Origin of the sequence: Alcanivorax sp., from assembly GCF_002733835.1 — a bacterium.
Taxonomy (GTDB): domain Bacteria; phylum Pseudomonadota; class Gammaproteobacteria; order Pseudomonadales; family Alcanivoracaceae; genus Alcanivorax.
The window spans coordinates 17298-44221 of the sequence record NZ_NVWY01000007.1 but is presented as its reverse complement, the minus strand read 5'-3'; the positions used below and the strand labels follow the sequence as shown (position 1 = coordinate 44221).

Annotated in this window: 24 protein-coding genes; 9 read left to right on the top strand and 15 right to left on the bottom strand. The window is 59.1% G+C overall.

Annotation, left to right across the window (positions count from 1 at the left end; all coding sequences use genetic code 11):
• Positions 1-27 precede the first annotated feature (27 nt).
• The 6 genes from nusA (at position 28) to pnp (ending at position 8378) form a co-directional block, all read left to right on the top strand.
• The gene (nusA, locus tag COA55_RS05630; RefSeq protein WP_063537612.1) at positions 28-1536 is read left to right on the top strand and encodes a transcription termination factor NusA; all 1509 of its coding nucleotides are present in this window, start codon (positions 28-30) and stop codon (positions 1534-1536) included.
• Positions 1537-1598: 62 nt separating this feature from the next.
• Positions 1599-4301, top strand: coding sequence for a translation initiation factor IF-2 (infB, locus tag COA55_RS05625; protein WP_063519004.1), 2703 nt, complete (start codon positions 1599-1601; stop codon positions 4299-4301).
• A 21-nt stretch (positions 4302-4322) separates the two neighbouring features.
• Positions 4323-4736, top strand: coding sequence for a 30S ribosome-binding factor RbfA (gene rbfA, locus COA55_RS05620; RefSeq protein WP_007151594.1), 414 nt, complete (start codon positions 4323-4325; stop codon positions 4734-4736).
• 14 nt (positions 4737-4750) lie between these two features.
• Positions 4751-5677 carry a tRNA pseudouridine(55) synthase TruB gene (gene truB / locus COA55_RS05615; RefSeq protein WP_063537610.1) on the top strand — a complete coding sequence of 309 codons (927 nt, stop codon included), beginning with the start codon at positions 4751-4753 and terminating at the stop codon, positions 5675-5677.
• 81 nt (positions 5678-5758) lie between these two features.
• Positions 5759-6028 (top strand): 30S ribosomal protein S15, encoded by a 270-nt coding sequence (gene rpsO / locus COA55_RS05610; RefSeq protein ID WP_063519235.1) that lies wholly within the window; start codon positions 5759-5761, stop codon positions 6026-6028.
• 256 nt (positions 6029-6284) lie between these two features.
• Positions 6285-8378 (top strand): polyribonucleotide nucleotidyltransferase, encoded by a 2094-nt coding sequence (gene pnp, locus COA55_RS05605; RefSeq protein ID WP_063519234.1) that lies wholly within the window; start codon positions 6285-6287, stop codon positions 8376-8378.
• 214 nt (positions 8379-8592) lie between these two features.
• Here the strand turns inward: pnp and acs are convergent, their stop codons facing one another.
• The 13 genes from acs to dksA all read right to left on the bottom strand — a co-directional run bounded on the left by acs (position 8593) and on the right by dksA (position 22347).
• The gene (acs, locus tag COA55_RS05600; protein ID WP_290500970.1) at positions 8593-10530 is read right to left on the bottom strand and encodes an acetate--CoA ligase; all 1938 of its coding nucleotides are present in this window, start codon (positions 10528-10530) and stop codon (positions 8593-8595) included.
• Positions 10531-10786: 256 nt separating this feature from the next.
• Entirely contained in the window at positions 10787-11167 is a 381-nt protein-coding gene (gene panD, locus COA55_RS05595; protein WP_007151139.1) for an aspartate 1-decarboxylase, read from the bottom strand.
• Positions 11168-11256: 89 nt separating this feature from the next.
• Positions 11257-12114, bottom strand: a complete 858-nt coding sequence (gene panC, locus COA55_RS05590) for a pantoate--beta-alanine ligase (protein WP_290500969.1) — start codon at positions 12112-12114, stop codon at positions 11257-11259.
• A gap of 79 nt (positions 12115-12193) precedes the next feature.
• The gene (gene panB, locus COA55_RS05585) at positions 12194-12982 is read right to left on the bottom strand and encodes a 3-methyl-2-oxobutanoate hydroxymethyltransferase (protein WP_290500968.1); all 789 of its coding nucleotides are present in this window, start codon (positions 12980-12982) and stop codon (positions 12194-12196) included.
• Between the two features lie 165 nt (positions 12983-13147).
• Positions 13148-13849, bottom strand: a complete 702-nt coding sequence (locus COA55_RS05580) for a deoxynucleoside kinase (RefSeq protein ID WP_063520253.1) — start codon at positions 13847-13849, stop codon at positions 13148-13150.
• On the bottom strand, positions 13818-14336 hold the full coding sequence (gene folK, locus COA55_RS05575; protein WP_290500966.1) for a 2-amino-4-hydroxy-6-hydroxymethyldihydropteridine diphosphokinase: 519 nt from the start codon (positions 14334-14336) through the stop codon (positions 13818-13820). The genes COA55_RS05580 and folK overlap by 32 nt, the downstream gene beginning before the upstream one ends.
• Positions 14336-15691: a polynucleotide adenylyltransferase PcnB gene (gene pcnB, locus COA55_RS05570; protein WP_231880638.1), complete on the bottom strand. Its 1356-nt coding sequence runs from the start codon at positions 15689-15691 to the stop codon at positions 14336-14338. Before pcnB ends, folK begins: the two co-directional genes overlap by 1 nt.
• The gene (locus tag COA55_RS05565) at positions 15576-16052 is read right to left on the bottom strand and encodes a hypothetical protein (RefSeq protein ID WP_290500965.1); all 477 of its coding nucleotides are present in this window, start codon (positions 16050-16052) and stop codon (positions 15576-15578) included. The genes pcnB and COA55_RS05565 overlap by 116 nt, the downstream gene beginning before the upstream one ends.
• A 271-nt stretch (positions 16053-16323) precedes the next feature.
• The gene (locus COA55_RS05560) at positions 16324-17652 is read right to left on the bottom strand and encodes a sigma-54 dependent transcriptional regulator (RefSeq protein WP_063538491.1); all 1329 of its coding nucleotides are present in this window, start codon (positions 17650-17652) and stop codon (positions 16324-16326) included.
• Between the two features lie 36 nt (positions 17653-17688).
• Positions 17689-20631 carry a sensor histidine kinase gene (locus COA55_RS05555; protein ID WP_156497001.1) on the bottom strand — a complete coding sequence of 981 codons (2943 nt, stop codon included), beginning with the start codon at positions 20629-20631 and terminating at the stop codon, positions 17689-17691.
• Positions 20621-20797 carry a hypothetical protein gene (locus tag COA55_RS05550; protein ID WP_007149317.1) on the bottom strand — a complete coding sequence of 59 codons (177 nt, stop codon included), beginning with the start codon at positions 20795-20797 and terminating at the stop codon, positions 20621-20623. Before COA55_RS05550 ends, COA55_RS05555 begins: the two co-directional genes overlap by 11 nt.
• Before the next feature lie 192 nt (positions 20798-20989).
• Entirely contained in the window at positions 20990-21868 is an 879-nt protein-coding gene (gluQRS, locus tag COA55_RS05545; protein ID WP_290500962.1) for a tRNA glutamyl-Q(34) synthetase GluQRS, read from the bottom strand.
• A 116-nt stretch (positions 21869-21984) separates the two neighbouring features.
• Positions 21985-22347, bottom strand: coding sequence for an RNA polymerase-binding protein DksA (gene dksA / locus COA55_RS05540; RefSeq protein WP_231880621.1), 363 nt, complete (start codon positions 22345-22347; stop codon positions 21985-21987).
• A gap of 166 nt (positions 22348-22513) precedes the next feature.
• Between dksA and COA55_RS05535 the strand changes: the two genes are divergently transcribed.
• From COA55_RS05535 to sfsA, 3 genes are all read left to right on the top strand, one after another.
• Positions 22514-23194 (top strand): hypothetical protein, encoded by a 681-nt coding sequence (locus tag COA55_RS05535; protein WP_290500960.1) that lies wholly within the window; start codon positions 22514-22516, stop codon positions 23192-23194.
• Positions 23195-23488: 294 nt separating this feature from the next.
• Positions 23489-24658, top strand: a complete 1170-nt coding sequence (locus COA55_RS05530) for an aminotransferase class I/II-fold pyridoxal phosphate-dependent enzyme (RefSeq protein ID WP_290500959.1) — start codon at positions 23489-23491, stop codon at positions 24656-24658.
• Positions 24655-25374, top strand: coding sequence for a DNA/RNA nuclease SfsA (gene sfsA, locus COA55_RS05525; RefSeq protein ID WP_290500958.1), 720 nt, complete (start codon positions 24655-24657; stop codon positions 25372-25374). Before COA55_RS05530 ends, sfsA begins: the two co-directional genes overlap by 4 nt.
• Before the next feature lie 239 nt (positions 25375-25613).
• Here the strand turns inward: sfsA and COA55_RS05520 are convergent, their stop codons facing one another.
• On the bottom strand, positions 25614-26585 hold the full coding sequence (locus tag COA55_RS05520) for a serine/threonine protein kinase (RefSeq protein ID WP_290500957.1): 972 nt from the start codon (positions 26583-26585) through the stop codon (positions 25614-25616).
• Positions 26582-26914: a Rieske (2Fe-2S) protein gene (locus COA55_RS05515; protein ID WP_007148811.1), complete on the bottom strand. Its 333-nt coding sequence runs from the start codon at positions 26912-26914 to the stop codon at positions 26582-26584. The genes COA55_RS05520 and COA55_RS05515 overlap by 4 nt, the downstream gene beginning before the upstream one ends.
• Between the last annotated feature and the right edge of the window lie 10 nt (positions 26915-26924).

Below are 26924 nucleotides of genomic sequence, written 5' to 3'. Positions count from 1 at the left end.
AACTTTAGTCTTTGTAAAGGCCTGGCCATGAACAAAGAGATCCTGCTGGTAGCGGAAACCGTATCAAACGAGAAAGGTGTAAGCCGAGACGTAATCTTCGAGGCCATTGAACTGGCACTCGCGGCGGCCACCAAGAAACGTTTCAAGCAAGAAGACGTAGAAATTCGTGTGGAGATTGACCGGGTGTCCGGCAATGCCAGGAGTTTCCGTGTATGGCACGTGGTGCCAGACGAGGAGCTCTACGAGTTTGGCAAGCAGCTGACACTGGATGAAGCGCACGAGCAGGATGCGTCGTTGCAGATCGGTGATACCTGGGAAGAGGAAGTTGAATCCGAAGCCTTTGGCCGTATCGCTGCACAGACTGCCAAGCAGGTTATCGTACAAAAGGTACGTGAAGCCGAGCGCCGTCAGATTGTTGAAGAATATCGTGATCGCATTGGCGACCTGGTTAGCGGCACGGTGAAAAAAGCGACCCGGGATTCCATTATTCTGGATCTCGGTGGCAATGCTGAAGCGCTGATTACCCGCGAGCACATGATTCCCCGTGAAGCGGTTCGTCAGAACGACCGCATCCGCGCCTACCTGTTGGGTGTAAATGAGGAAAACCGGGGGCCGCAGCTGTTCGCCAGCCGCGCTTGCCCGGACATGCTGATCGAATTGTTCAAGATCGAAGTGCCGGAGATCGGTGAAGAGCTGATCGAGATCAAGGGTGCTGCCCGTGATCCGGGGTCCCGCGCCAAGATTGCCGTGAAAACCAATGATCAACGCATTGATCCAGTGGGTGCCTGTGTGGGTATGCGCGGCGCGCGTGTCCAGGCGGTGTCCAATGAGTTGGCCGGTGAGCGTATCGATATCGTCCTGTGGGACGACAACCCGGCGCAGCTGGTGATCAATGCCATGCAGCCGGCGGAAGTGGCTTCCATCGTGATGGATGAAGAAAGCCATTCCATGGATATCGCCGTGGAAGACGAATCCGCACTGGCCCAGGCTATCGGCCGCAGCGGGCAGAACATTCGCCTGGCCTCCGAGCTGACCGGCTGGGAACTCAACGTCATGACTATTGATGACGCTGAGACCAAACAGGAAGAAGAAGCGGAACAGGCCTTGCAGACGTTCATCAATGAGTTGGACGTTGACGAAGATGTGGCCGGTGTACTGGTTGATGAAGGTTTCTCTACCCTCGAAGAAGTGGCCTATGTGCCTGAGGAAGAGATGCTGGCAATTGATGGTTTTGATGAAGAGATCGTGGAGCTGTTGCGCCAGCGCGCCAAAGACGCGCTGTTGACCAAGGCCCTGGTGTCTGAAGAGAAGTTTGAACAGGCCGAGCCTGCGGAAGACCTTCTGAACATGGAAGGTATGGACCGTGAGTTGGCCGTTGAATTGGCTTCCCGTGGCATTGTCACGATGGAAGACCTCGCCGAACAGGCGGTGGATGACCTGCTGGAAATTGAAGGCCTGAGCGAAGAACGTGCAGCCGAGTTGATCATGACTGCACGGGCTCCCTGGTTTGAAGGCGAAGACGAAGCCGGGGCATAACCGCCCCTTTTCAGGCTGATCAAGCAGGCACCATCAGAGACGGACAGGAGAGTGTTGCTGACATGGCAGAAACGACCGTAAAGAAACTGGCCGACATCGTAGGGACGCCCGTCGAGAAGCTGCTCACGCAGATGAAAGACGCAGGCTTGCCCCATGGCGATGCCAGCGAAGTGGTCTCCGATGAACAGAAGCAGCAGCTACTGGCGCATCTGCGCAAGTCTCATGGTGCCCAGGACGAAAGCAGTGGAAAGAAAATTACGCTGAAGCGTAAATCCACCAGCACCATCAAGACCACCGGCGCTGCCGGCAAGTCCAAGACCGTGAACGTGGAAGTGCGCAAGAAGCGCACCTACGTGAAGCGCGATGTACTGGAAGCGGAAGAGCGTGAAGAAGCAGAACGCCTGGCGGCTGAAGAAGCTGCACGTGCTGCGGAAGAAGAGAAACGCGCGGCAGAAGAAGCCGCCAAACGTGCTGCGGATGATGAAGCGGCACGGTTGAAGGAAGACGAAGCACGCGCCAAGGCTGAGCAGGAACGCAAAGCTGCCGGCGAAAAAGCGGCGGAAGAAAAGAGCAAACGCGTTTCTGTGCCCAAGGTTTCTGCAACCAAGAAACCGGCCAAGGAAGAAACGCCGGAAGAAAAAGCCAAGCGCGAAGAAGCCGAGCGCAAGCAGCGTGAAGCTGATGAAGCCAAGCGCAAGCAGGAAGCGGAAGCCCGCAAGAAAGCGGAAGAAGAAGCGGCTCGCCGCACCGCTGAAGAAGCGGCCCGCATTGCAGCTGAACTGGAACAGCGTGGCGAGCAGGAAGAGAAGAAGCCTGCTGCGGAAGACGAAAAGGACAAAGGTTCGTCCATCGTTAATGCTGCCCAGGAAGCCAGCTACCAGCGTGAAGAGCGCCAGTCTCGCCGTCGTCGTCGCAAACCCAAGGTTGCGGGCGTTGTGCACGGCAAGATGAAGAGCTCCATGAACAAGCAGCATGGCTTTAAAACGCCGACGGAGAAGAAAATCTACGAAGTCGAAGTTCCAGATACTATTACTGTGACCGACCTGGCCCAGCGTATGAACGTCAAGGCCAAGTCGTTGATCAAGTCCCTGATGAAGATGGGCGAGATGGTCACTGTCAATCAGCCGATCGATCAGGAAACCGCCTTCCTGTTGGTGGAAGAGATGGGGCACAAGCCCATTGCCAGCAAAGGGCAGGAAGAGCTGCTTGAAGATCATCTGGCCGCGGATCTGGTTACCCGTGAAGGCGTGGATTCCGAGCACCGTGCGCCTGTTGTTACCATTATGGGCCACGTGGACCACGGTAAGACTTCCCTGCTGGACTATATCCGTAAAGCCAAGGTGGCAAGCGGTGAAGCCGGCGGTATTACCCAGCACATTGGTGCGTACCACGTTGAGCACGAGAAGGGCATGATTACCTTCCTCGATACTCCTGGCCACGCGGCCTTTACCGCCATGCGTGCCCGTGGTGCCAAAGCCACGGATATCGTGGTGATTGTGGTGGCGGCCGATGACGGCCTGATGCCGCAAACCGAAGAAGCGATCAATCACGCGAAAGCATCCGGTGCGCCGATCATTATTGCGGTCAACAAGATCGATAAAGAGCAGGCGGATCCTGATCGCGTGCGTAACGAGATGGCGACCAAGGATGTGATTCCGGAAGAGTGGGGTGGCGAATACCAGTTCATCAATGTGTCGGCCCATACCGGCCAAGGCATCGATGACCTGCTGGATGCCATTCTGTTGCAATCTGAATTGCTGGAGCTTCAGGCTCAGGCGTCTGGTTCAGCCACTGGTGTGGTGATTGAATCCCGTATCGAGAAAGGTCGCGGTACCGTTGCTTCCATTTTGGTTCAGGGCGGCGAGCTGCAGATCGGTGACATGCTGCTGGCCGGTGCCCACTTTGGCCGCGTGCGGGCGATGATCGATGAGAACGGCAAGCCGATCAAAAAAGCCGGCCCGTCTATTCCGCTGGAAGTGTTGGGCCTGAATGGCGCACCGGAAGCCGGTGAGCAGATCCAAGTTGTGACCGACGAGCGTAAGGCGCGGGAAGTGGCCGAGTTCCGTCAGGAACGTGACCGTGAGCTCAAACTCAAGCGTCAACAGGCATCCAAGCTGGAAAACCTGTTTGAAAATATGGGCAGCGCAGAAACCAAAACCGTCAACATCGTGTTGAAGACCGATGTGCGCGGTTCACTGGAAGCGCTGACCAGTGCCCTGAATGATCTGGGCACTGATGAAGTGAAGGTGAATCTGGTCTCCAGCGGCGTGGGTGCGATCAACGAATCCGACGTCAACCTGGCGATGACCAGTGAAGGTGTGTTGCTGGGCTTTAACGTTCGTGCAGATTCCAAGGCCAAGAAAACCTGCGAGCAGGAAGGCATTGATCTGCGCTACTACAGCGTGATTTATGAGCTGATTGATGACGTGAAGCAGGCCATGAGTGGTTTGCTGGCGCCGGAAAAACGCGAAGAGATCCTTGGCGTGGCCCAGGTGCGCGACGTGTTCCGTTCTTCCAAGTTCGGTGCGGTTGCTGGTTGTATGGTGGTGGAAGGTACGCTGTACCGGAACCGTCCGATCCGCGTTCTGCGCGACGATGTGGTGGTCTTCGAAGGCGAGCTGGAATCCCTGCGTCGCTTCAAGGACGATGTGCCTGAAGTGCGTAACGGCATGGAGTGTGGCATCGCGGTGAAGAGCTACAACGACGTGAAGGAAGGCGACAAGATCGAAGTCTTCGAAGTGAAGGAGGTGGCGCGCTTCCTGTAAGGAGTGTGCCCGAACCCTGCTATGAGCCGTCATCGCCGCCCCCAGGGCTTTAACCGCACCGACCGTATCGCTGACCAGATTCAGCGTGAACTGTCCCGGTTGCTGCAGTTTGAAATGAAAGACCCGCGGGTCAATCTGGCGACGATTCAGGATGTCACGGTTTCCCGCGATCTGTCCTATGCCGAGGTGTATTTCACCTTGCTGGGACAGGGTGAAGAAGCCGGCGTGGAAGCCGAAGAAGCGCTGGTCAAGGCCAGCGGCTTCCTGCGCAGCAGCCTGGCGAAGAGCCTCAATACCCGCACCACGCCCAAATTGCGTTTCCATTACGACATGACCCCGGAGCGGGCGGCACATCTGTCGCAGTTGATTGATGATGCCCGTGCCGAAGACCGGGAGTTGCGTCCGGAAGACGACGAAACCGGAAACAACGAGTAACTCGGAGCTGTCAGGTGGCAAAGCGTCGTCCCAGAGGCCGTGATCTCAACGGCATCCTGTTATTGGATAAATCGTCCGGCGTGAGCAGTAATGGCGCGCTGCAGATGGCCAAGAAAATGTTTGCCGCTGCCAAGGCGGGGCATACCGGTAGTCTGGATCCGCTGGCCACCGGCATGTTGCCGATTTGTTTTGGTGAAGCCACCAAGTTCAGCCAGTTTTTGCTGGAATCCGACAAGAGTTACCGGGTCACCGCCAAGCTGGGTGTGACCACGGAAACCGGTGACGCCGACGGCGATGTGGTGGAAACCACCGAGGTGAACGCGTCGTCCGCCCAGATCGAGACGGCCTTATTGTCGTTCAAGGGCGACATCGAACAGATCCCCAGCATGTATTCGGCCATCAAGCACGAGGGGGTGCCGCTGTACAAGCTGGCCCGCGAGGGCAAGACCGTGGAGCGCAAGCCGCGGCCGGTGACCATTTACGACCTGCGAATTTTGCGCATCGATGGTGATGAGGTGGAGTTCGAGGTGGATTGCTCCAAAGGCACTTATGTGCGCTCTCTGGTGGAAGATACCGGCGCACTGCTGGGTTGCGGTGGCCATGTAACGGCGCTGCACCGCCTGTCGGCGGGGCCTTATCCCGCGGAGCGCATGCTGACTCTGGAGCAGCTGGGCAAGATCAAGGAAACCGGCGGGTTCGAGGCAATCGACGAACTGCTCTTGCCTTTATCTACCAGCGTGGCAGACTGGCCGCGCGTTGAACTGGGTGACAATGCGGCGTATTACCTGCAGCAGGGTCAGCCAGTGATGGCCTCAGACCGTCCTCTGGACGGCTGGGTCAGCGTTTATCAGGCATCCAGTGGTGAATTTCTGGGTGTCGGAGAAGTATTGGAAGACGGGCGGATTGCCCCTCGTCGTCTGATCGCAGGCGGAGCTTCCTGAGGGGACTGGCCTGATTAATGACGGCAGCTATAAATATGCATGGCTGGCCGTGACCTTAATTGAGCATATTGGAGAAGCAACATGGCGTTAACCGCTGAACAGAAAGCTGAGATCCTGAAAGAGCATGGCCGCAAAGAGAACGACACCGGTTCCCCGGAAGTTCAGGTGGCTCTGCTGAGCGCCAACATCAATGGCCTGCAGGATCACTTCAAAGGCCACAAGAAGGATCACCACAGCCGTCGTGGTCTGATCCGCATGGTAAACCAGCGTCGTAAGCTGCTGGACTACCTGGCCAAGAAAGACCGCACCCGTTACCTCCAGCTGATCGAAAAGCTGGGTCTGCGTCGCTAACAGGCCGTAGATTGGGTAACCACAACAGAAGCTCGGCATTTGCCGGGCTTCTGTTGTTTTGGGGCAAGCAATAAATTCCTCGCCTCAGACAAGAAGGGGTGTTGGTATGGGCCTGAGGCTGTGGTGTTTCGGAGCCTGAGGCGCGCGAGGCGTGATGCGTGATGCGTTTCTGGTTATGATGCGCGAGCGGAAGAAGATTGTTTATTAGAGGCATGGGCCTCGAAGACTGTTGTGAAGAAGAGAGAAGAGACGAGATATGTTTAATAAAATCACCAAGCAAATTCAGTTTGGCCGTGACACCGTCACCCTGGAAACCGGGCAGATCGCCCGCCAGGCAACTGCCGCTGTCATGGTCCGTATCGGTGACACCGAAGTGCTTGTCACCGTGGTGGGCAAAAAAGAAGCCAATCCAGGGCAGAACTTCTTTCCCCTGACCGTTAACTATCAGGAAAAGACCTACGCAACCGGCCGTATTCCCGGTGGCTTTCTGAAGCGTGAAGGCCGCCCCAGCGAAAAAGAAACGCTGACCTGCCGCCTGATCGATCGCCCGATTCGCCCGCTGTTCCCCAATGGCTTCATGAATGAAGTGCAGGTTGTGGCCACCGTGATGTCTTCGGACAAGAACCGTGACCCGGATATCGCTGCCCTGATCGGTACCTCCGCTGCCCTGTCCATTTCCGGGATTCCGTTCAATGGCCCCATCGGCGCCGCCCGTGTGGGTTACAAGGATGGCATGTACATCCTGAACCCGAGCTACACCGAACTGGCCGAGTCTGCGCTGGATCTGGTTGTGGCTGGCACCGAGCCTGCGGTACTGATGGTGGAATCGGAAGCGCAGGAGCTGTCTGAAGACCAGATGCTGGGTGCGGTATTGTTCGGCCATATGGAAATGCAGCCGCTGATCCAGGGCATCAAGGAATTCGCTGCCGAAGTGGGCACCGAGACCTGGGACTGGAAACCGGCTGAGCAGAACGAAACCCTGAAGGCCGCCATCAAAGACAAATTCGCCGCGGCGCTGGGCGAGGCTTACACCATCACCGAGAAGATGGCCCGTTACGCCAAGGTTGGCGAGCTGCGCGAAGCCTGTGTGGCTGAATTTGCCACCGGCGAAGAAGGTGCTCCGGAAGCCGGCGAAGTGAAAGAGCTGTTCGGCAAGATCGAAAAGAGCGTAGTGCGTGAAGCCGTGGTATCCGGCAAGCCGCGTATCGACGGCCGTGCTCTGGACGCTGTCCGTGCAATCGATTGTCAGGTGGGCACCCTGGCCAAAACCCACGGTTCTGCGTTGTTCACCCGTGGTGAAACCCAGGCCATCGTGACGGCCACTCTGGGTGGCATGCGCGATGCCCAGTTCATCGATGCGCTGGAAGGGTCCCGCCAGGATCACTTCATGCTGCAGTACAACTTCCCTCCGTACTGTGTGGGCGAGACCGGCTTTATCGGCTCTCCGAAACGTCGTGAAATCGGCCACGGCCGTCTGGCGCGTCGTGGTGTGGAAGCCGTTGTGCCCAGCGTGCAGGACTTCCCGTACACCGTTCGTGTGGTTTCCGAGATTACCGAATCCAACGGTTCGTCCTCCATGGCGTCCGTGTGCGGTACTTCCATGGCGCTGATGGATGCGGGTGTTCCGCTGACCGCGCCGGTGGCGGGTATTGCCATGGGGCTGGTGAAGGAAGAAGACGGTCGCTATGCGGTCCTGTCCGATATCCTCGGTGACGAAGATCACCTCGGCGACATGGACTTCAAGGTGGCGGGTACGGCCCGTGGCGTTACGGCCCTGCAGATGGACATCAAGATCGAAGGTATCACCGAAGAGATCATGGAGAAGGCGCTGAACCAGGCGAATGCCGGCCGTCTGCATATTCTGGGTGAAATGAACAAGGCGATCTCCGAGTCTCGCTCCCAGGTGTCTGACAACGCGCCGACCCTGCTGACCCTGAAGATCAACCCGGACAAGATTCGTGATGTGATCGGTAAAGGTGGTGCGACCATTCGTGCGCTGACCGACGAAACCGGTTGTACCATCGATATCGAAGACGACGGTAGCGTGAAAATCTACGGTGAAACCCGTGAAAAAGCGGATGAAGCCGTGCGTCGTGTGGAAGAAATCACTGCTGAAGCTGAAGTGGGCGTGATCTACGAAGGCAAGGTAACCCGTGTTGTCGATTTCGGTGCGTTTGTGGCGATCATGCCTGGCACTGAAGGCCTGCTGCACATCTCCCAAATTGCTGAAGAGCGCGTAGAAAAAGTGACTGACTACGTGAACGAAGGCGAGATCATCAAGGTGAAAGTCCTTGATGTGGATCAGCGTGGTCGCATCAAGCTGTCCATGAAGGAAGCCAAAGAAGATTAATTTCTCTTTTTGCTTGTAAAGAAGGGTCGGCATTTGCCGGCCCTTTTTTTATGCGCGGGAAAGGCGGGAACGACGGCCAGTTCTGCAAACAGTAATGGCCTGGCCGTAAAAGGCGGCTGGCGTCAGGCCAATGAGTGCAGTGTAACGGCGGGGCAAATGAAAACGGCGCAGGGGGTGATTAGCCCGCTGCGCCGTTTCTTGTTGCTGTTGTGGCTTATTTATTCTGGCGGGTCTCGATAAGCTGGTCCACCACGCCGGGGTCGGCCAGGGTGGAAGTATCGCCCAGGCTGTCCAGTTCATCGGCGGCGATCTTGCGCAGGATGCGACGCATGATCTTGCCGGAGCGGGTTTTCGGCAGGCCCGGGGCAAAGTGGATCAGGTCGGGCTTGGCAATGGGGCCGATTTCCTGGGTGACCAGGTCCCGCAGGGCCTGAACCAGTTCTTCGCTGCTTTCCTTGCCGGCCATCAGTGACACATAGGCATAGATGCCCTGGCCTTTGACGTCATGTTGATAGCCGACCACGGCGGCTTCGGAGATGCTGGGGTGCAGCACCAGGGCTGATTCAATTTCGGCAGTGCCCAGGCGGTGGCCAGACACGTTGAGCACGTCGTCCACCCGGCCGGTGATCCAGTAGTAGCCATCTTCATCACGGCGAGCGCCATCACCGGTGAAATAGCAGTCCTTGTAGGCGCTGAAATAGGTGTCGATCAGGCGCTGGTGATCGCCATAGACTGTCCGGATCTGGCTGGGCCAGCTGGCCTTGATGACCAGATTACCGGAGGCCGCGCCGTCCAGTTCCTTGCCGTCCGGGTCCATCAGCCCGGGCTGCACACCGAACATGGGCAGGGTGGCCGAGCCGGCTTTCAGGTCCACAGCGCCGGGCAGGGGCGCAATCATGATGGCGCCGGTTTCGGTCTGCCACCAGGTGTCCACAATCGGGCAGCGGGAATTACCGACTATCTTGTAGTACCACTCCCAGGCTTCCGGGTTGATGGGTTCGCCCACTGTGCCCAGCAGCTTCAGGCTGGCGCGGGAGGTCTGCTCCACAGGGGCGTCCCCCAGCCCCATCAGGGCGCGAATGGCGGTGGGGGCAGTGTAGAAAATATTGACCTTGTGTTTGTCCACCACCTGCCAGCAACGGGAGGCATCGGGATAGGTGGGTACGCCTTCGAACATCAGGGTGGTGGCGCCGTTGGCCAGTGGGCCGTAGACGATGTAGCTGTGCCCGGTGATCCAGCCCACATCGGCGGTGCACCAGTAGATGTCGCCGTCCTGATAGTCGAACACGTATTTATGGGTCAGGGCGCTGTTGAGCAGGTAGCCGGCGGTGGTGTGCACCACCCCTTTGGGTTTGCCGGTGGAGCCGGAAGTGTACAGGGTGAACAGCGGGTCCTCAGCCTCGACCCACTCCGGTTCGCAATCGGTGGAGGCGTCGGCCATGGCCTCGTGGTACCAGACATCGCGGGGCGTTTGCCAGGCCACGTCACCACCGGTGCGTTTCACGGTCAGGCAGGTATGCACGCAGTCGACGCCGTCCAGCGCCTTGTCCGCATTCACTTTCAGCGGAATCGCCTTGCCACCGCGTACCCCTTCGTCGGCGGTAATCAGTGCGCAGGCTTCGGCGTTGAGGATACGGTCTTTCAGGGCTTCCGGAGAGAAGCCGCCAAACACCACAGAATGAATGGCGCCGATACGGGCGCAGGCCAGCATGGCGTAGGCCGCTTCGGGAATCATGGGCATGTAGATAACGACGCGGTCGCCTTTTTTCACGCCCCGGTTCTTGAGCACGTTAGCGAATTTGCTTACTTCCTCGAACAGCTGTTGATAGCTGATGTGCTTGTCCTGATCGGGCTCGTCGCCTTCCCAGATAATCGCGGTTTGATTGGCGCGCTCAGGCAGGTGGCGATCGACGCAGTTATAGCAGGCATTCAGGGTGGCGCCCTTGAACCAGGCCGCCCGGCCTTCACTGAAGTTCCATTCGCTGACGGTGTCCCAGGGGGTCTTCCAGTCCAGAAACTGTTCGGCGCGCTCGGCCCAGAAGGTGTCCGGGTCGTTGATGGATTGGGCGTACCAGCGGTCGTAGGTGTCGCGGTCCATCAGGGTCTGTTTTTTATACTCGGCGGGAACAGGGTGAATATGTACTTGGGACATTAGGGCCTCCTTGGGATACTGCCTGCCAGTTTCCATCATTATTATGGCTACGCCTGCCCGGGGGTATTCCACCATGGTCTTATAGGGTGTTGTGAGGGTAGACGTTGTGTTCCAAGAGTAAACAAAGCGTTGCTTAATGACCAATGCCCAAGCGGACAAAAGAGGCAATGTATACAGGGAAAGCAGTAAAAAGCGGCAGGCAAAAAAAACGCCGGCAGGGCCGGCGTTTTATCAAAAATTCAGAGCCAATTCGGGATCAGGCAACCTGAACCGGAATTGCATCGCTGGTGCCTTTCACTTCATTGCCTTCGGCCATGTAAATCAGGCTTGGCTTGAAGTTGATCAGTTCCGCGCTGGAGTAACTGGCGTAAGCGCAAATGATCACGCGGTCACCGGGCTGGGCCTTGTGAGCGGCGGCACCGTTGACGGAGATGATTTTGGAGCCCGCTTCGCCACGGATTGCGTAGGTTTCGAAACGCTCACCGTTGTCGATGTTGTAGATCTGGATCTGTTCGTATTCCAGGATACCCGCCATGTCCATCAAATCGCCATCAATGGCGCAGGAGCCTTCGTACTCGAGCTCCGCGTGGGTGACACGAGCCTGATGGAGTTTTGCTTTCAGCATGGTGCACTGCATGTTGGTTACCTCTCAAGCGACCCGAAACCTGCTGTAAACGCCGTATGGTGGGCATGCAGGCACTTCAAGGGGCCGGAAGTATGCATGAATCACCGGTCACGCACAACGGCCAGAGATATATTGTCGATCAATCGCGTTGACCCTAGTTTCGCGGCGACGGCGGCCACCAGGTCAGTGTCCTGCGGGCCCGCCGGCGCCAGGGTTTTGGCGCTGACGATGGTCAGATAGTCCACGCTGAACCCGGCAGTATCGAGCGATTGGCTGATGCGGCTTTCCAGCGCCCGGTAGTCCCGCTCGCCGGCGTCGATGTCGGCTTTCAGCTGTTGCAGGTGTGCATAGAGCTGTGGGGCGAGTGTGCGCTCACTGTCGCTCAAAAAGCCGTTTCGCGAGCTGCGCGCCAGGCCATCCGTTTCGCGGCTGGTGGCGGCACCGACGATTTTCACCGGGAACAGTAGCTCTTCACACATGCGGCGCAGAATGGCCAGCTGCTGGAAGTCCTTTTCACCGAATACGGCCACGTCCGGTTGCACGATGTTCAGTAGCTTGGAGACCACGGTGGTGACGCCCCGGAAGTGCCCTTCGCGGCTGGCGCCACACAGGTAGTCGCCCAGCTGGTCCACGTCCACCCAGGTCTGGTTCTGGCCGAGCGGGTACATTTCCTCGACGGATGGCGCAAACAGCAGGTCGGTGCCGGCCTCGACCAGGGCGGCGGCATCGGCGTCCAGGGTGCGTGGGTAGCGGTCGAAGTCTTCGTTGGGGCCGAACTGGGTGGGGTTCACAAAGATCGATACCACCACCACGTCGCAGCGGGCGCGCGCCTCGCGAATCAGGCTGATATGGCCGTCGTGCAGGTTACCCATGGTGGGGACAAAGCCCACGGTCTGGCCTTTGTTGTGCCACCCGCGGACATATTCACGGACCTGGGCGACGGAGTGAACGGTTTGCATGGAAATCCTCGCTGAGACGCAACACGCAACAGGCTTGCAACGCGTTGGGGGCGTGAAGCGTGACGCGTGCTGCGGTCTTTTAAAAACAGTGTTCGTCGGCCGGAAAGCTGCCGTCTTTCACGGCGGCGTCATAGGCCTTGAAAGCGGCGCGCATATCGCCGGTGTCCGCCATGAAATCGCGCACGAAACGGGCCGGTTTGCCGGGGCTGATGCCGAGCATGTCGTGCATCACCAGTACCTGGCCGTCGCATTCCGGCGCAGCGCCGATGCCGATCACCGGGGCGGCGACCTGGCGGGCAATCTCCGCGCTGAGTGCGCGCGGTACGCACTCCAGTACGAACAGGGCTGCGCCGGCCTGATCCAGTATTTTGGCGGCGTCGAGCAGCTCGGCGGCGCCGTCGTCATCTTTGCCCTGCACCCGGTAGCCGCCCAGCGAGTTCACCGCTTGCGGGGTCAGGCCCAGGTGGGCGCAGACAGGAATGCCGTTGCGATTCAGGATCTCAATGGCGTCGGCCAGCCAGGCGCTGCCTTCCAGTTTCACCATGTTGGCGCCGGCCTGCATCAGGGCAGTGGCGGCTTCCAGGGTACGTTCCAGGGTGGCGGCGCCCATAAAGGGAACATCAGCAATGACCAGGCTGCCCTGGTTGCCGCGGACCACGCATTCGGTGTGGTAGACCATTTGTTGCAGGGTCACCGGGACGGTGCTGGTCTGGCCCTGGATGACATTGCCCAGAGAGTCGCCGACCAGAATGGCTTCCACGCCCGCTTCGGAAATCAGCCTTGAGAAGCAGGCATCGTAGGCGGTGAGCACAGAAAACTTGCCGCCTTCCTGTTTGCGTTTTTGCAGGGTGCGAATGGTGATGGACATGGGATACCTCCCAGGGAAATCAGTTGAAAGTTGAAAGTTGAAAGTTGAAACGCGGTCCAGTCTGTTGCTGCGTACAGGCTGTGCCCGCGGTCATGTCAAAAGTTTCGCGGGCAGCTGGCAATGCGCCTGTCCGCGCTCTTGAACTTTCAACTTTGAACTTTCAACTCAGTCCACTAGTGGCCGGGGGTTAAAATAGTGGCGACCGGAGCGGATGTCCAGCAACTCGCTGATCAGTTGCTGGTAGTCACGGTCGTGGTTGACCAGATCGATTTCCGCCGCGTTGACGATGAGCAGCGGGGCGCGGTCATAAAAATGGAAGAATTCGGTATAGGCGTTGCTGAGTTTATCCAGATAATCGCTGGCGATGCCTTGTTCGAAATCGTTGCCCCGATGGCCGATGCGCTGGCGTAGTACCTGGGGCGGTGCCTGCAGGTAAATCACCAGATCCGGCCTGGGCGCGTCCACGGTCAGGTGATCGTCCACGTTGCGGTACAGCTCGAATTCATCTTCGTCCAGGGTGACCTGGGCAAACAGCCGGTTCTTGTCGATCAGGAAGTCCGCAATCCGTGGCCCGGCAAACAGGTCCTGCTGCTGGATCTGGCGCAGCTGATCGGCACGCTGAAACAGAAAGAACAGCTCGGTCTGCAGGGCGTAGCGAGCCGGGTCCTGATAGAAACGGGTCAGGAATGGATTGTCGTCGGCCTGTTCCAGTAACAGGTCATAGCCGAAGGTCATGGCCAGGCGCTTGGCAAGGCTGGTTTTGCCGGCGCCGATGGGGCCTTCCACGGCGATGAAGCGGGGCAGGGTGCCGGCGGTGCGGCGCTGTTCAATCCGTTCAGTGAGGGTCTTTTCGTTCAATGAGTGCATCGCGGTCCAGTTCTGCCAGCGGTGAAAGCGTTTGTTCGGCTACCTGACTGAGAAAACTACCCAGTGCAGTGCCGTCGGGCAAGTGGCAGTGCGGGGCGATTTCCAGCAAAGGGTGCAGGACAAAGGCGCGACGGTGCATCTGTGGGTGAGGTACCTGGAGGTCGGGGGTGTCGATAGGCTGATCGTCGATCAACAAAATATCCAGGTCCAGAGTGCGTTCGCCCCAGTGGCGCAAGCGTTGTCGTCCAGCAGCCAGTTCCAGTGCCTGCAGGCTGTGCAGCAGGGCGTGGGGCGTCAGCGTGCTGTGTACTTCGGCGACCGCGTTGACGTAGTCGGGCTGGTCCTGGGGGCCGATGGGGGCACTGCTGTACAAGCGGGAGTGGTGCTGCAGGGTGATTCCGGGTAGCCGAGCCATGGCCAGCAGCGCGCTGATCAGCCGTTGTGCCGGCTGATCCAGATTACTGCCAAGGCCAATGAACGCCTGCATTAATTATCCGCAGCAGGCTTCGGGCGGCGCCGACGGCGACGGCGTTTGTTGCCGCCGCCCCCCTGGTTGCCCAGCTGACTGATCATGTCCCGGCGGCCGCTTTCATCTTCTTCCTGATAGCGGGTCCACCAGTCACCCAGCCCGGCCTTGATCTCTCCGCTCTGCTCACGCAGTAGCAGAAAATCGTAGGCGGCACGGAAGCGAGGATGTTCCATCATCGCATCGGCGCGGCGCCCGGCCCGTTTGTCCAGACGCAGCTGCAATTCCCACATCTCACGCATCACGGTGGAGAAGCGACGGGGAATGGCGGTGTGTTTTATTTGCTGGTTGAGGGCGCGGGTGGCGGCTTTGTGCAGTGCCTGGGCCGGCGGCAAGCCGCTGGACAGGTAGCCACCGAAGCGCTGCTGAATGACCGGCCACAGCAGTACCGCATAGATAAAGGCCGGAGTGACGGGTTTGTCCATCAGCAGGCGGCGGTCGGTGTTGTCCATGGCGGCCAGCAGCATGGCTTCCCAGGTCTCGCCCTGGTCGCCTTCAAGCGCTTGCTGGGTTTCCGGGAACAGGAAGCGGAACAGACCCAGCTCCTGTAGCTGCTCATAGGAGGCGCGGGCGTGGCCGCTGAGGAACAGCTTGAGCACTTCATCAAACAGACGGGCGGCGGGGACCTGCAGAAGCAGCTCTGCCATGTCGGGAATGCGTTGCGCCGTGCTGCTTTCAATGTGGAAGCCCAGCTTGGCGGCGAAGCGGGCCGCGCGCAGCATGCGTACCGGATCTTCGCGGAAGCGTTGTTCCGGGTTGCCGATCAGGCGGATCACTTCCTGGTCGATATCGCCCATGCTGCCGACAAAGTCATGCAGGGTGAAGTCGGCAATATTGTAGTATAGCGCATTAATGGTGAAGTCCCGGCGCAGGGCATCTTCCTCGATGCTGCCCCAGGTGTTGTCGCGCAGTACCAGCCCGGTTTCTTCGTGGGCGTGATGTTTGTTCTGGTCCTGGTTGTCATCGCTGGCCTTGGCCCGGAAGGTGGAAACCTCAATGACTTCGCGGCCAAAGCGCACATGCACGATCTGGAAGCGGCGGCCGATAATGCGGCTGCGCTTGAACAGACGGTTGACCTGCTCAGGTGTAGCGTTGGTGCTGACGTCGAAATCCTTGGGCTCGCGGCCGCAGAGAATGTCGCGCAGGCAGCCGCCGACCAGGTAGGCCTCGAACCCGCCTTTGTGCAATCCGTAGAGCACATCAAGCGCCGCTCGGGAAACTTGCTTGCGGGAGATCGGGTGTTGGTCGCGGGGAATTACGCGCGGTTCTATCGGGCCGGAAGATTTTGGGGAACCCGGAGTGAACCAGCGTGTCATACGTTTCAGAAGCTTGCAGGGCATGCGAAAAATTCGGCCTCAAAATGAGCAATAAGGCGGCGATAGTAGCACTTTTTTTCGCCAGTTGAGATGTCTTTGGCCCGCAAGGGCCGACACCGGCCAACGTAATGGGATAAAATGCCCGGCCAGAAAGTAAAAAGGAGCCACAACCGAAGTTGTGACTCCCATATTTTGCGCTGATTCTGTTGTTATTATTGTTTGTGTTGTTTTCTGCCTTGTCGCTGCAATCATCAGTTGCAGCAGCACTGCATTGGCTCGTGAAATTATTGTTCTTCTTTCTTGTTGTTATTGTTTGAGCCTTTACGCCGCTGTTTTTGTTGTTTGCTGGCGTGGGATTCATAGTGCCCGTCCACCCCTGCCAATGCAACACGCCAAAAAATCCATTTAAATCATTTGGTTATGTGTGTTTTGTAAAAAACACCTTAAATGCGGCCGGATCCAGGTAACGCTTGTGTTACTTTCCTGTGTAGAGCGGTAACACTTGCTCGGCTTTTCGGTTGTTTCGGGTCCTGCTCCCGATTTCCGTGTCTCGAATTAACGTTTTTGCGTTTGACCCTAGTGACGTGCGGATTGGTTTTGCCGGTCAATGGCAAGCGATGCTGTATTCTTATTCAACGACGTGCACTGGCTTTTTTGCGGGGGATGCCCAGCCGCTGACGCCGCTCCCAAAGGCTTTTCCGGCTGATTCCCAGTTTCTGCGCCAACTCGGTCTCGGTCATGCTGTCCTGATTTTCCATCACGAAGCGAGTGAAATAATCTTCCAGTGACAGGTCTTCGCTGGGGTCCAGGCTGGCCCGGCTGACGCGTTGGGGGGCGCGGTTGGGGTTCAGGCCCAGCTGGGCCGGGCCGATGCCGTCTTCTTCAGTGAGAATAACGGCCCGTTCAATCACGTTTTCCAGTTCCCGCACGTTGCCGGGCCAGCTATAGCTATGCATGGCTTGCAGGGCTTCCGGGGTGAAGTGCAGGTCCGGACGGTTGAGCTTTTCGCAGCCCCGGGCCAGCAGGGCGTTGGCCAGGGGTTCCAGGTCTTCCTGACGATCATTAAGCGGCGGCAGGGTCAATTCCATGACGTTCAGCCGATAGTAAAGATCCTGGCGGAAGCTGCCGTCGGCGACCCGGCCGGGCAGGTCCAGCTGGCTGCTGGCGAGAATGCGCACATCTACCCGGCGGGGTGACAGGGAGCCCTGACGGTGGATTTCGTGATGGGTCAGCAGGGTCAGCAGGCGACTTTGTACTTCGCTGGTCAGTTCGCCCACTTCATCCAGAAACAGGGTGCCGCCGTCGGCTTCTTCAATGCGGCCGGGCTGTTCGTGATCGCCGAATAGTTCTGTGAGCTGCAGGGCCTGGGGCAGCGCCGCGCATTGCACCGAGACCAGCGGGCCATTGCCTCGCTCGCTGTGCTCATGCAGGGCGCGGGCGGTGAGCTCTTTGCCGGTGCCGGCTTCGCCCATGATCAGCACCGGGGTGTTGGTCGGTCCCACGCGGCCAATGCGGTGTTTCAGCTCTTCCATGGCCTCGCTGTTGCCGATCATGTTGCGTACCGGGAAGCTGCGTTCCAGGTCCCGGCGCAGGGCCCGGTTGCCCCGGTTCAGGCGGCCTTCTTTCAATACCCGATCCACGGCGAGCAACATTTCGTCGTGATCGAAGGGTTTGGGGATGTAGTCCACGGCGCCCTGTCGCATGGCATCCACTGCGGAGCGCAGGCTGGCATAACTGGTCATGATCAGCACCGGTGTGATGCCGGCCGCTTCTATAAGTGTGGTGCCGGGTTCGCCGGGCAGGCGCAGGTCGCTGATAATCAGGTCGAACTGATTGAGGCTGTACTCGCGGGCCTGCTCCACGGATTCCGCTTCTTCAACCGAATGTTCGTGGCGCACCAGCAGCTTGCGCAGGGCGCCGCGAATTACCGGCTCATCTTCAACAATCAGAATGTGACTCATGAATGACTTGATCCTGTCCTGTCTTTCAATGGCGCATTACACACCGGATGTTGGGGCGTGCATGGGAAGCCGAATAATAAACCGGGTGCCGCCCTGTTCGGTGATCGGGCTCTCCACTCGAATCGCGCCCAGGTGTTCTTCGATAATACTGTAAACCAGCGCTAACCCAAGGCCTGTTCCCCGCCCCGGTGGCTTACTGGTGACAAAGGGTTCAAACAGGGCGTCGCGCAGTTCATCGGGGATGCCGTGGCCCTGATCCTCCACAATCACATCCAGCACCTCATCGGCGGCTTCGCAGCGAATAATGACCGGCTGTTTGTCGGCACTGGCGTCGGCGGCATTGCCCAGCAGGTTGATGAAGACCTGCAGCAGGCGTTGTGGGTCGCCTTGCACCCAGTGTTCCGGTTCGCACTGGTTATTGAAGGGTTGCTGGCGGTGGTCCGGGTCGAGCAGTAGCAGGGATACGGCTTCGTCCACGGTGTCGCGGATATTCACGGGCACATGCTGGCTATGTTTGATGCCGCCGGAATGGCTGAAAGTCACCAGCGATTCCACGATGCGGGTGATGCGGCGAGTCTGTTCAAGGATCTGCTGGCTGGATTCCAGCTGTTCCTCTGCATCGGTTTCGCTGTCCAGGTTTTGTGCCAGGCAAGCGATGGCGGTCACCGGGTTGCCAATCTCGTGGGCTACCCCGGCGGCGAGCCGGCCGATGGAGGCGAGCCGCTCATTGTGGGCCAGGTGCGCTTCCATGTGGCGCAGTTCAGTAATGTCTTCAATCACCACTACCTGCCCGCCAGCCTGCTCCGAGGTGCCGGTGCCCAGCACTTCGGATTTATGCAGGCTGAGCCAGCGAGTCTGCCGGTCCACTTCCAGCGATTGTTGTGGCTGGTGCGGGTTGTCGTCGTGGCTGAACTGCGTCAGGAAATCGCCCCAGGGCGGGTCCAGATCCGCCAGCCGGGAGCCGATGGTGTCGGCGGCGGTGATGCCGGTGAGTTCTTCCATGGCCCGGTTCCAGCCAATGATTTCCCGGTCGGCGCCCAGGGAAATGACCCCCATGGGCAGTTCCAGCAAGGTCTGGCGGTGGAAGCGTCGCAGGCCGTCCAGCTCTGCGGCCAGCCCGGAGAGCCGGTCGCGGTATTGCTCCAGTCGTGATTCGATAAACTGGATGTCTTCGCTGGAGCTTTGTTCCTCTTCAGGCAAGTAAGGCAGGTGATCGTCCATCAACTGATGGGAAACCGACGGCCCCAGCAGGCCTGACAGGTTGGTCTCCAGCTGGTCGCGCAAACGCCGCAGGGCGTAGGGCCGGGTTTCGGTGCGTGGCAGACGTAAATCCCGCAGCGCCATTTCCACTTCCCGGGTAGCGGTAATCGGCCCCAGGGGCTGGGTCAGCGCATCAATGAAATCATCTACACTCTTGGCTTCCAGTTCCCAGCGATAGGGGCGGCGCAAACTGTCCACTGCGCAGGCTTGCGCCGCGTTCTGTTCGGCGCGGGACATGGGCGTGACAATGGAGACGATGGCGTAGATCAAGGTGTTGGCGGTGACTGACGCGATGGCCACGTGGTGCCATTGGCTGGCGCCGGTCTGGAATCGCATGCCCAGCAATTCCATCAAGCCCTGAAATTGCCATTGCGGGTAGGTGATGGGGAGCAGCAGTAATAGCAGCCACAACAGGAAACCCACGACGAGACCGGCGAACAGACCATTGCGGTTGCCGGAGGGCCAGAACAGGGCGCCGATCAGCCCGGGAACAAATTGCAGCGTGGCCACGAAAGACAGCACGCCCAGTTCTACCAGGGTGTGCTCGGTGCCGGTGAAGCGATAGAACAGATAGGCCAGGGCAAGGATGGCGGCGATCAGAATACGCCGGGTCCACAGCAGGTTGCGGTAGAGGTTTTTGCCCTGATGCAACGGGCTGGCAGGCAGTACCAGATGATTCAGGCACATGCCGGACAAGGCCAGGGTCGCCACAATCAGCATGCCGCTGGCACCGGCCAGACCGGCAATATAGCCGAGGATGGCGCCGTGCCCGCCGGTGACCATGCCAATGCCCAGCGCATAGTAGTCCGGCGACGTGGGGGCGTTACTGGCGGCAGCAGCCCACAGGATAACCGGCACGCACAGGGCCATGACCAGGAACATCAGCGGCAGTGCCCAGCTGGCGGTGATCAGGGCGCGGGGGTTCAGGTTTTCGGTGAACGCCATGTAGAACATGTGTGGCAGCACCACGGCGGACACGAAGAATGCCATGATCATGGAGTGCCAGGTGCCATCCTGTAGCGGGTAATAGAGCCGCGAGAGCATTTCCGGGTGGTCGTCTAGCCAATTTCCCAGGCTTTCCGGGCCATCAAAAACGCCATACAGGCCCAGCAGGGCCACGGCCCCGAAAGCCAGCAGCTTGATCAGTGACTCCATGGCGATGGCCACCACCAGTCCTTCGTGTTTCTCCCGGGCGGTGGCATGGCGGGCGCCGAACAGGATGGCGAAGATCACCATCATCAGGCAGAAGCCGGCGGCCAGGTCGCGGGGGTCGGCGGTGCCGCTGAGAATCTGGATGGACTCGGCGACGGCTTTTAATTGCAGCGCCAGCAGCGGCAGCACCCCGATGAGCATGATGATGGTGGTCATGGCGCCAGCCAGACGGCTGCGATAGCGGAAGGCAAACAAATCCGCCAGGGAGCTTAACTGGTAGGTGGTGGTCAGGCGCAGGATGGGCGCCAGCAGAATCGGCGCGAGCAGGAACACGCCTGATATGCCGAGAAAGTAGGACAGAAAATTATAGCCGTACTGATAGGCGTACCCCACCGAGCCGTATACCGCCCAGGCGCTGGCATAGACCCCGAGTGAGAACACATATACCGCCGGGTGTCGCACCAGTCTTGCGGGTAACCAGCCGCGTTCGGTGATCCAGGCCACCATGAAAAGAAAAAACAGGTAGCCACAGGCAATCAGGATGAGGTCGCTGACACTATAGACCATCGACATCCTTGCTCTTGGCAATCCAGTAGCTCAGCGCGATCAGGCCCAGCCAGATCAGGTAGGGCCGATACCAGGCGCGGCCACCTTCACTCCACCAGTCAATAATGGCAGGGGACAGCAAGTAGGTGCCGAGAATAAAAATAATAAGCAGGCGATCAGTATACATAGGTGGTTAAGGCCCTCTGGTGCAAGAGCATACGTCAGGTGGGGGAGGCGTGTAAAAGCGGGAACGCAAAGTGGACAGTGGATAGTTGAAAGTTGACAGCGAAAGGCGAAAAGCACGTTTTGTGGGTAGGAGTGGCGCTTGAGCCGCGAACAAAAAGGTTAAGAATTGATTGACGAGATGATTTCAGCAATCTTACAAGGAAGATGCCGGTAACGGTTGTTGGCGGCCGGGTGGCCACTGGTGTTCGGGGTAATGGGCTTTCGCCCATGCCAGCATGGTTGTGGGGCTGGCTCCATGCATATCGATGGGGAGCTGCAGGCCCATGCAGCTAAATGCGGCGGCGAGTAGCTGGCTGGCCCGAGCAGGGTCCAGCGCTTCGCTACCACTGGATTTGGACAGCTTGGTATCACGACCATTCATTACCACCGGCAGGTGGGCATAATCCGGCACTGGCCGACCCAGGCATTCCAGCAGCCAGCGCTGACGCAGAGTGGAATCAAGCAGATCGGCACCGCGCAGTACATGGGTAATGTTGTCATCGGCATCATCCAGGGCGCAGGCCAGCTGGTAACCGAACAGGCCGTCGCGGCGGCGTATTACGAAGGCGCCACCATCACGGTGGAGGTTATTGCAGACTTGTCCTTGGATGCCATCGGGGTAACAGAGCTGCCGGTCTGGCACATGCAGGCGAATCGCTGTGTCGCTGCCGGCGGGAACGGCGGCGGCGATGCCGGGATGGCAGTGGTCCAGGGTGGCCAGTTCCTTGCGGGTCATGCGGCAGTGAAAGGCGTGGCCGGTGTCGAGCAACTGTGTCACTGCTGCCTGGTAGGCCTCGCCGCGCCGGCTCTGGTAACGCACGGTTTCGTCCCAGTGCAGGCCGAACGCCTCCAGTTGCGCCAGAATATGATCCGCGGCACCCGGCATCTCCCGGGGAGGATCGAGATCGTCAATGCGAACCAGCCACTGCCCGCCTTGATGGCGAGCGTCCAGCCAGCTGGCCAGGGCCGCCACCAGTGAGCCGAAGTGCAACGGGCCGGAGGGCGTTGGGGCGAAACGTCCGCGATAGAACATGGTTGACAGTGGACAGTTGACAATTGACAGCGAAAAGACAGTTTCTAGATTCAGCAAAACGGGGCGTAAAACGCCCCGTTAGCTGTCAACTATCAACTGTACACTGTCAACTGACGTTAACCTGCCAGCTGCTTTTCCTTGATTTCAGCGAGCTCTTTGCAGTCGATGCACATTTCCGCAGTGGGGCGAGCTTCCAGGCGGCGGATGCCGATTTCTACGCCACAGGCTTCGCAGAAGCCGTAATCGTCCTTGCCCACCAGATCGAGGGTCTTCTCGATTTTCTTGAGCAGCTTGCGCTCACGGTCGCGGGTGCGCAGTTCCAGAGCGAATTCTTCTTCCTGGGTGGCGCGGTCGGCCGGGTCGGGAAGGTTGGCCTGCTCGTCCTGCAGGTGGTGCATGGTGCGGTCCGCTTCTTCCATTAGCTCCTGGCGCCAGGCCAGCAGGATATTGCGGAAGTGGTCGCGTTGCGCTTCATTCATGTATTCCTCGTCAGGGCCGGGCTGGTAAGGCTTGAAGCCGTGAACCTGGGCCTGTGATGCGGAGGAACTGGTGCTTTTCTTTTTCACTTTCGGATTTACCTGAGCAGAAGAGGGGGAACGGCTCGGCGAAGTCCTTTTGCCGGCAGTTGCAGTCCGTGCAGAACCTGTGTTTGCGGCCGCACGGGCCGCTGCGGTGGCCTTGCCTGAGGCCGGTAATTTCGTTCTTGGTGCTGCTGGAGCCTTTCTGGAAGCGGCTTTCTTTGCCGAAGTCTTGGGCGCTGGCTTGGGCTGGGGCTTGCTAGCCGCAGCTTTTGCTGGTGCCTTTGGCGCAGCGGCTTTCTTGGTGGCCGCTTTTTTGGGTGTTGTTGCTTTGGGCGTAGCGGTTGCCTTACTGGCTGTTTTGCTGGCTGCGGGCTTCTTCGCTACGGCCTTTTTGGGCGCTGCTTTCTTAGGTGCAGCTTTCACTGCGGGTTTGGCAGCGGTCTTTTTAACCGGGGCTTTTTTCGCGGAGGCCTTGGGCGCCGGAGCTTTCTTGGCCGGTGCTTTTTTTACGGCGGCTTTCTTGGCTACCGCTTTTTTTGCGGGGGCTTTTTTTGTGGCGGCCTTTGCTGCCGGCTTGGCCGGAGTCTTTTTGGCTGCGGTTTTTTTCGCTACGGCTTTTTTTGCAGCCGGAGCTGCCTTTTTAGCCGCGGCTTTTTTGGGCGCAGCCTTTGTTGATGCCGAGGCTTTCTTGCTGCTGGAGGCAGAACCGGAGGTTTGTTTTTTAGCCGCCTTCTTGGGGGCTTTTTTCTTGCCGGTGGCCATGTTGATTAACTCCCTTAGCATCTTCGCGACTCTCTATCGGTAACCCGCAATCCTTGGGTGCCGGCCTGATATCGCCAGGCCCGGGCATAATGTAATCTTCGACCTTACCCCGTCTGGGCAAGGGTTGTCACCAATCAGCGGGCCGCTGGACATTTTCTGACCATGGTTGGTGAAAATCTGGCCGATTATAGCCATGCAGGCGCAACAGAAAAGGGGAATCTTGTGACAGGTCGCCTTTTCCTGTGTTTTGACCCTGTTGCGTGGGCCCGACCGGGGTAGCAGATGAAGCGGGGCGGTTGTTGTACCGTAAGTCACGCATTTTCGAGGGAGCATGATCATGACACCCAGTTTGTCCGATTTCGCCCGACGCATTCCGCCGTTTCATGTGATGGCGCTATTGGAGCGTGCGCAGGCATTGTCTGCTCAAGGCCATGATGTGATTCACCTGGAAGTGGGTGAGCCGGATTTTGCCACTCCCGAGCCGGTGCTGGCGGCGATACAGGACGCGGTCGCTCACGGGCATACCGGCTATACCCCTGCTGCGGGGTTGCCGGCACTGCGTGAAGCCATTGCCGAGGATTACCAGAATCGCTTCGCTGCGAAGGTTAGCCCTGCCCAAGTGGTGGTGACGCCCGGAGCCTCCGGGGCCTTGCAGCTGGCGTTGGCGGCGCTGCTCAATCCCGGTGACGGCGTGCTGCTCACGGACCCCGGTTACCCCTGTAACCGGCAATTTGTGCGTTTGGTCGGCGGCGAGCCGCAACCGGTGGCGCTGCAGGCAGATTCCCATTTCAACGTGGACCCGGTGGCGTTTCTGGATGCCTGGCAAGCCAATACCCGGGTAGTCATGGTTGCCAGCCCGGACAACCCCACCGGCAATATGCTGCCGGTAGAGACCTTGCAGCAGCTGGCCCGCGGTGCCGTAGACAAGGGCGGCATCTTGCTGGTGGACGAGATCTATCAGGGGCTGTGTTACACCCGGCCCGCCTCATCGGTGCTGGCCGGCACAGACCAGGTACTGGTGATCAACAGCTTCAGCAAGTATTTCTGCATGACCGGTTGGCGATTGGGCTGGCTGGTGGCACCCGAACCGTTGGTGCCCGCCATTGAGCGGCTGGCCCAGAACCTGTTTCTGGCGCCATCCACCCCGGCGCAGCATGGGGCGCTGGCAGCGCTGCAGGAGCCGACACTGACAATCCTGGAGCAGCGTCATCAGCTATTGGCACGGCGCCGCCAGTGTTTGCTCAATGGCCTGGCGCACCTGAAACTGCCGGTGGTCTCCCAGGCGGACGGCGCCTTTTATGTCTATGCGGATGTGAGTGATTACACCGACGACAGCTTTGCCTTTTGTGCCGACCTGCTGGAAAAGGCCAAGGTGGCCATGACACCGGGCCTGGACTTCGGTGAAAGCCACGATCACCGCCGTTTTGTGCGCATGGCCTATACCTGCAGTGAGGCGCGGCTGACGGATGCCTTGCATCGTCTGGAACAGTATCTGGAGTCCCTGTGATCTTTGATCCCCCACTGGAAGCGGTGACGCTATTGCGTCGCTATAAACGGTTCATGGCGGATGTGGTCCGCGCCGATGGCAGCGAGGTTACCGTGCATTGCCCGAATACCGGCTCCATGAAAAATTGCGTGCTGGGCGAGCCGCAGCAGGCGTTGATTTCCGACAGCGGCAACCCCAAACGCAAATATCGCCACACTCTGGAAGCGCTACAGGTGGCTCACGGCCACTGGGCCGGGGTCAATACCGCCCGCCCCAATGCGCTGGTGGAAGAAGCGGTGCGGGCCGGGCAGATTCCCGTGCTGGATCCAGCCAGTGGGGTGGAGCGAGAGGTGAAATACCGGGACAGCCGCTTTGATCTGGCGCTGGGTGAGCGGGCTGATCCGCATACCTTTATTGAAGTGAAAAACGTCACCCTGGGTCCGGGGCCAAAGGATGCGGACGACGGCATCATCGCCTTCCCGGATTCGGTCACCGAGCGGGGCCAGAAGCATTTGCAGACGCTGATGGATGTGGTGGCGTCCGGTAAGCGGGCGGTGCTGTTTTTCTGTGTGCAGCACAGCGGCGCGCTGGCCGCTCGTCCGGCGGATGAAATTGATGCCCGCTATGGAGAGCTGCTGCGCGAAGCGGTGGAGAAAGGGGTGGAAGTGCTGGCGTGGAAGGTGGCGTTATCCGCTGAGGGTTTCGAACTGGAAAAACCCTTGCCGATTGCGTTGTAGGAGTTCCTCTCGAGGGACGAACCACGCGTTAGCGTGGAAAACGCTTGTAGGGGCAGCAACGTCGTTGCTGTGAACCGGGGCACCTCCAGAGTGATCGGGCGGGCACCCCTGCCTCGCCTTTTCCCTCGCCAGGGCTCGGGTTCGTCCCTCGAGAGGAACTCCTAAAGCAGCGGCTTGAGAAAACACGGTGCCAGCCCTGTCGCGCCGCGAGCGACGCTCCTGCAGAAATTCGCTGTCCTCTACAGCGGGGTCTGCAAACTGCGCAGCTGCTGTTGCAATAAGGTCACCTGGTTGCCCCAGTAATTCATGGATTCGAACCACGGAAAGGCCGGCGGGAAGGCCGGGTCGTCCCAGCGTTTGGCCAGCCAGGCATCGTAGTTGATGATGCGGCGCAGGCGCAGCGGATCAATCAGGACTGTCTGGTTCCAGGGGAACGGCAGGAAGGTGTCATAACCACGGGCGAGTACCCGTAGCTGGTGTTGCTGTTCGTCGTGTTCACCAGACAGCAGCATCCAGATGTCCTGCATGGCGGGCGCGCGCAGGCTGTCGTCCAGGTCCACGAAGTGGGGGCTATCATCTCGCCACAGGATATTGCCGGTGTGGCAGTCGCCGTGCACGTTCAGTAAGGGAAAGTTGTGCTCGGCCAGTTGTTGCTCCACCTTTTCCAGTATCTGGCCGGTCACATCCCGATATTGTCCCCGGTAGTTCAGATCCACCACATCGTTAGTGAGAAAGGTGCTGGCGGTGCGGATGTCGTCGACGATCTGCAGGGTCGGACGCGTCTGATAGGGGCGGTCGCTGCCGCAGGTATGCCAGCGAGCCAGGGTGCGGCCTAACTGCTCCAGATGATCGTCGTTGGCCAGCTCCGGGGCGTGGCCGCCGGCGCGGCGAAACACGGCGAAAGCAAAGTCGTCGCAATGGAACAGGCTGGTGCCGTTCTTTTCGACGGGGGCGACCACTGGCAGGTCCCGGTCCGCCAGAAACAGGCTGAAGGCATGTTCTTCGAGGATTTGTTCATCGCTCCAGCGGTGCGGGCGGTAGAACTTCACGATTACCGGCGGGCCGTCTTCCTGGCCCACCTGATACACCCGGTTCTCAAAACTGTTCAGCTGCAGCAGCCGGCCATCGCTGAGAAAGCCGGCGGCATCGACGGCATCCAGCATGTAGTCCGGGGTCAGTAAATCGAAGGGGTGGCTGCTTTGCGCTTTCATGCGGGCTGGGGAACCTCGCCGAGCCAGACTTCCTCGCCGCGGACTTCCAGCGGTACAGGAATCAGCTTGTCGCCGCTGCAGGGGCCGGACAGGCAATTGCCGGTCTCCACTTCGAACAGGGCGCCGTGGTTGGCGCACATGATGAACTGGCTGTCGCCGTCCATGAATTCATCGGGCATGAAGTTCAGTTCGATGCCCAGATGTGGGCACCAGTTGATGTAGGCGTGAATCTGCCCATCGAACCTGGCGACGACAATCGGCTGGCCGTCTTTCTGAAATTCCCGAGCACTCTCATGCTCGATGTCGTTCACGTTGCAGATGTGTTCCATGGTCCTGGTT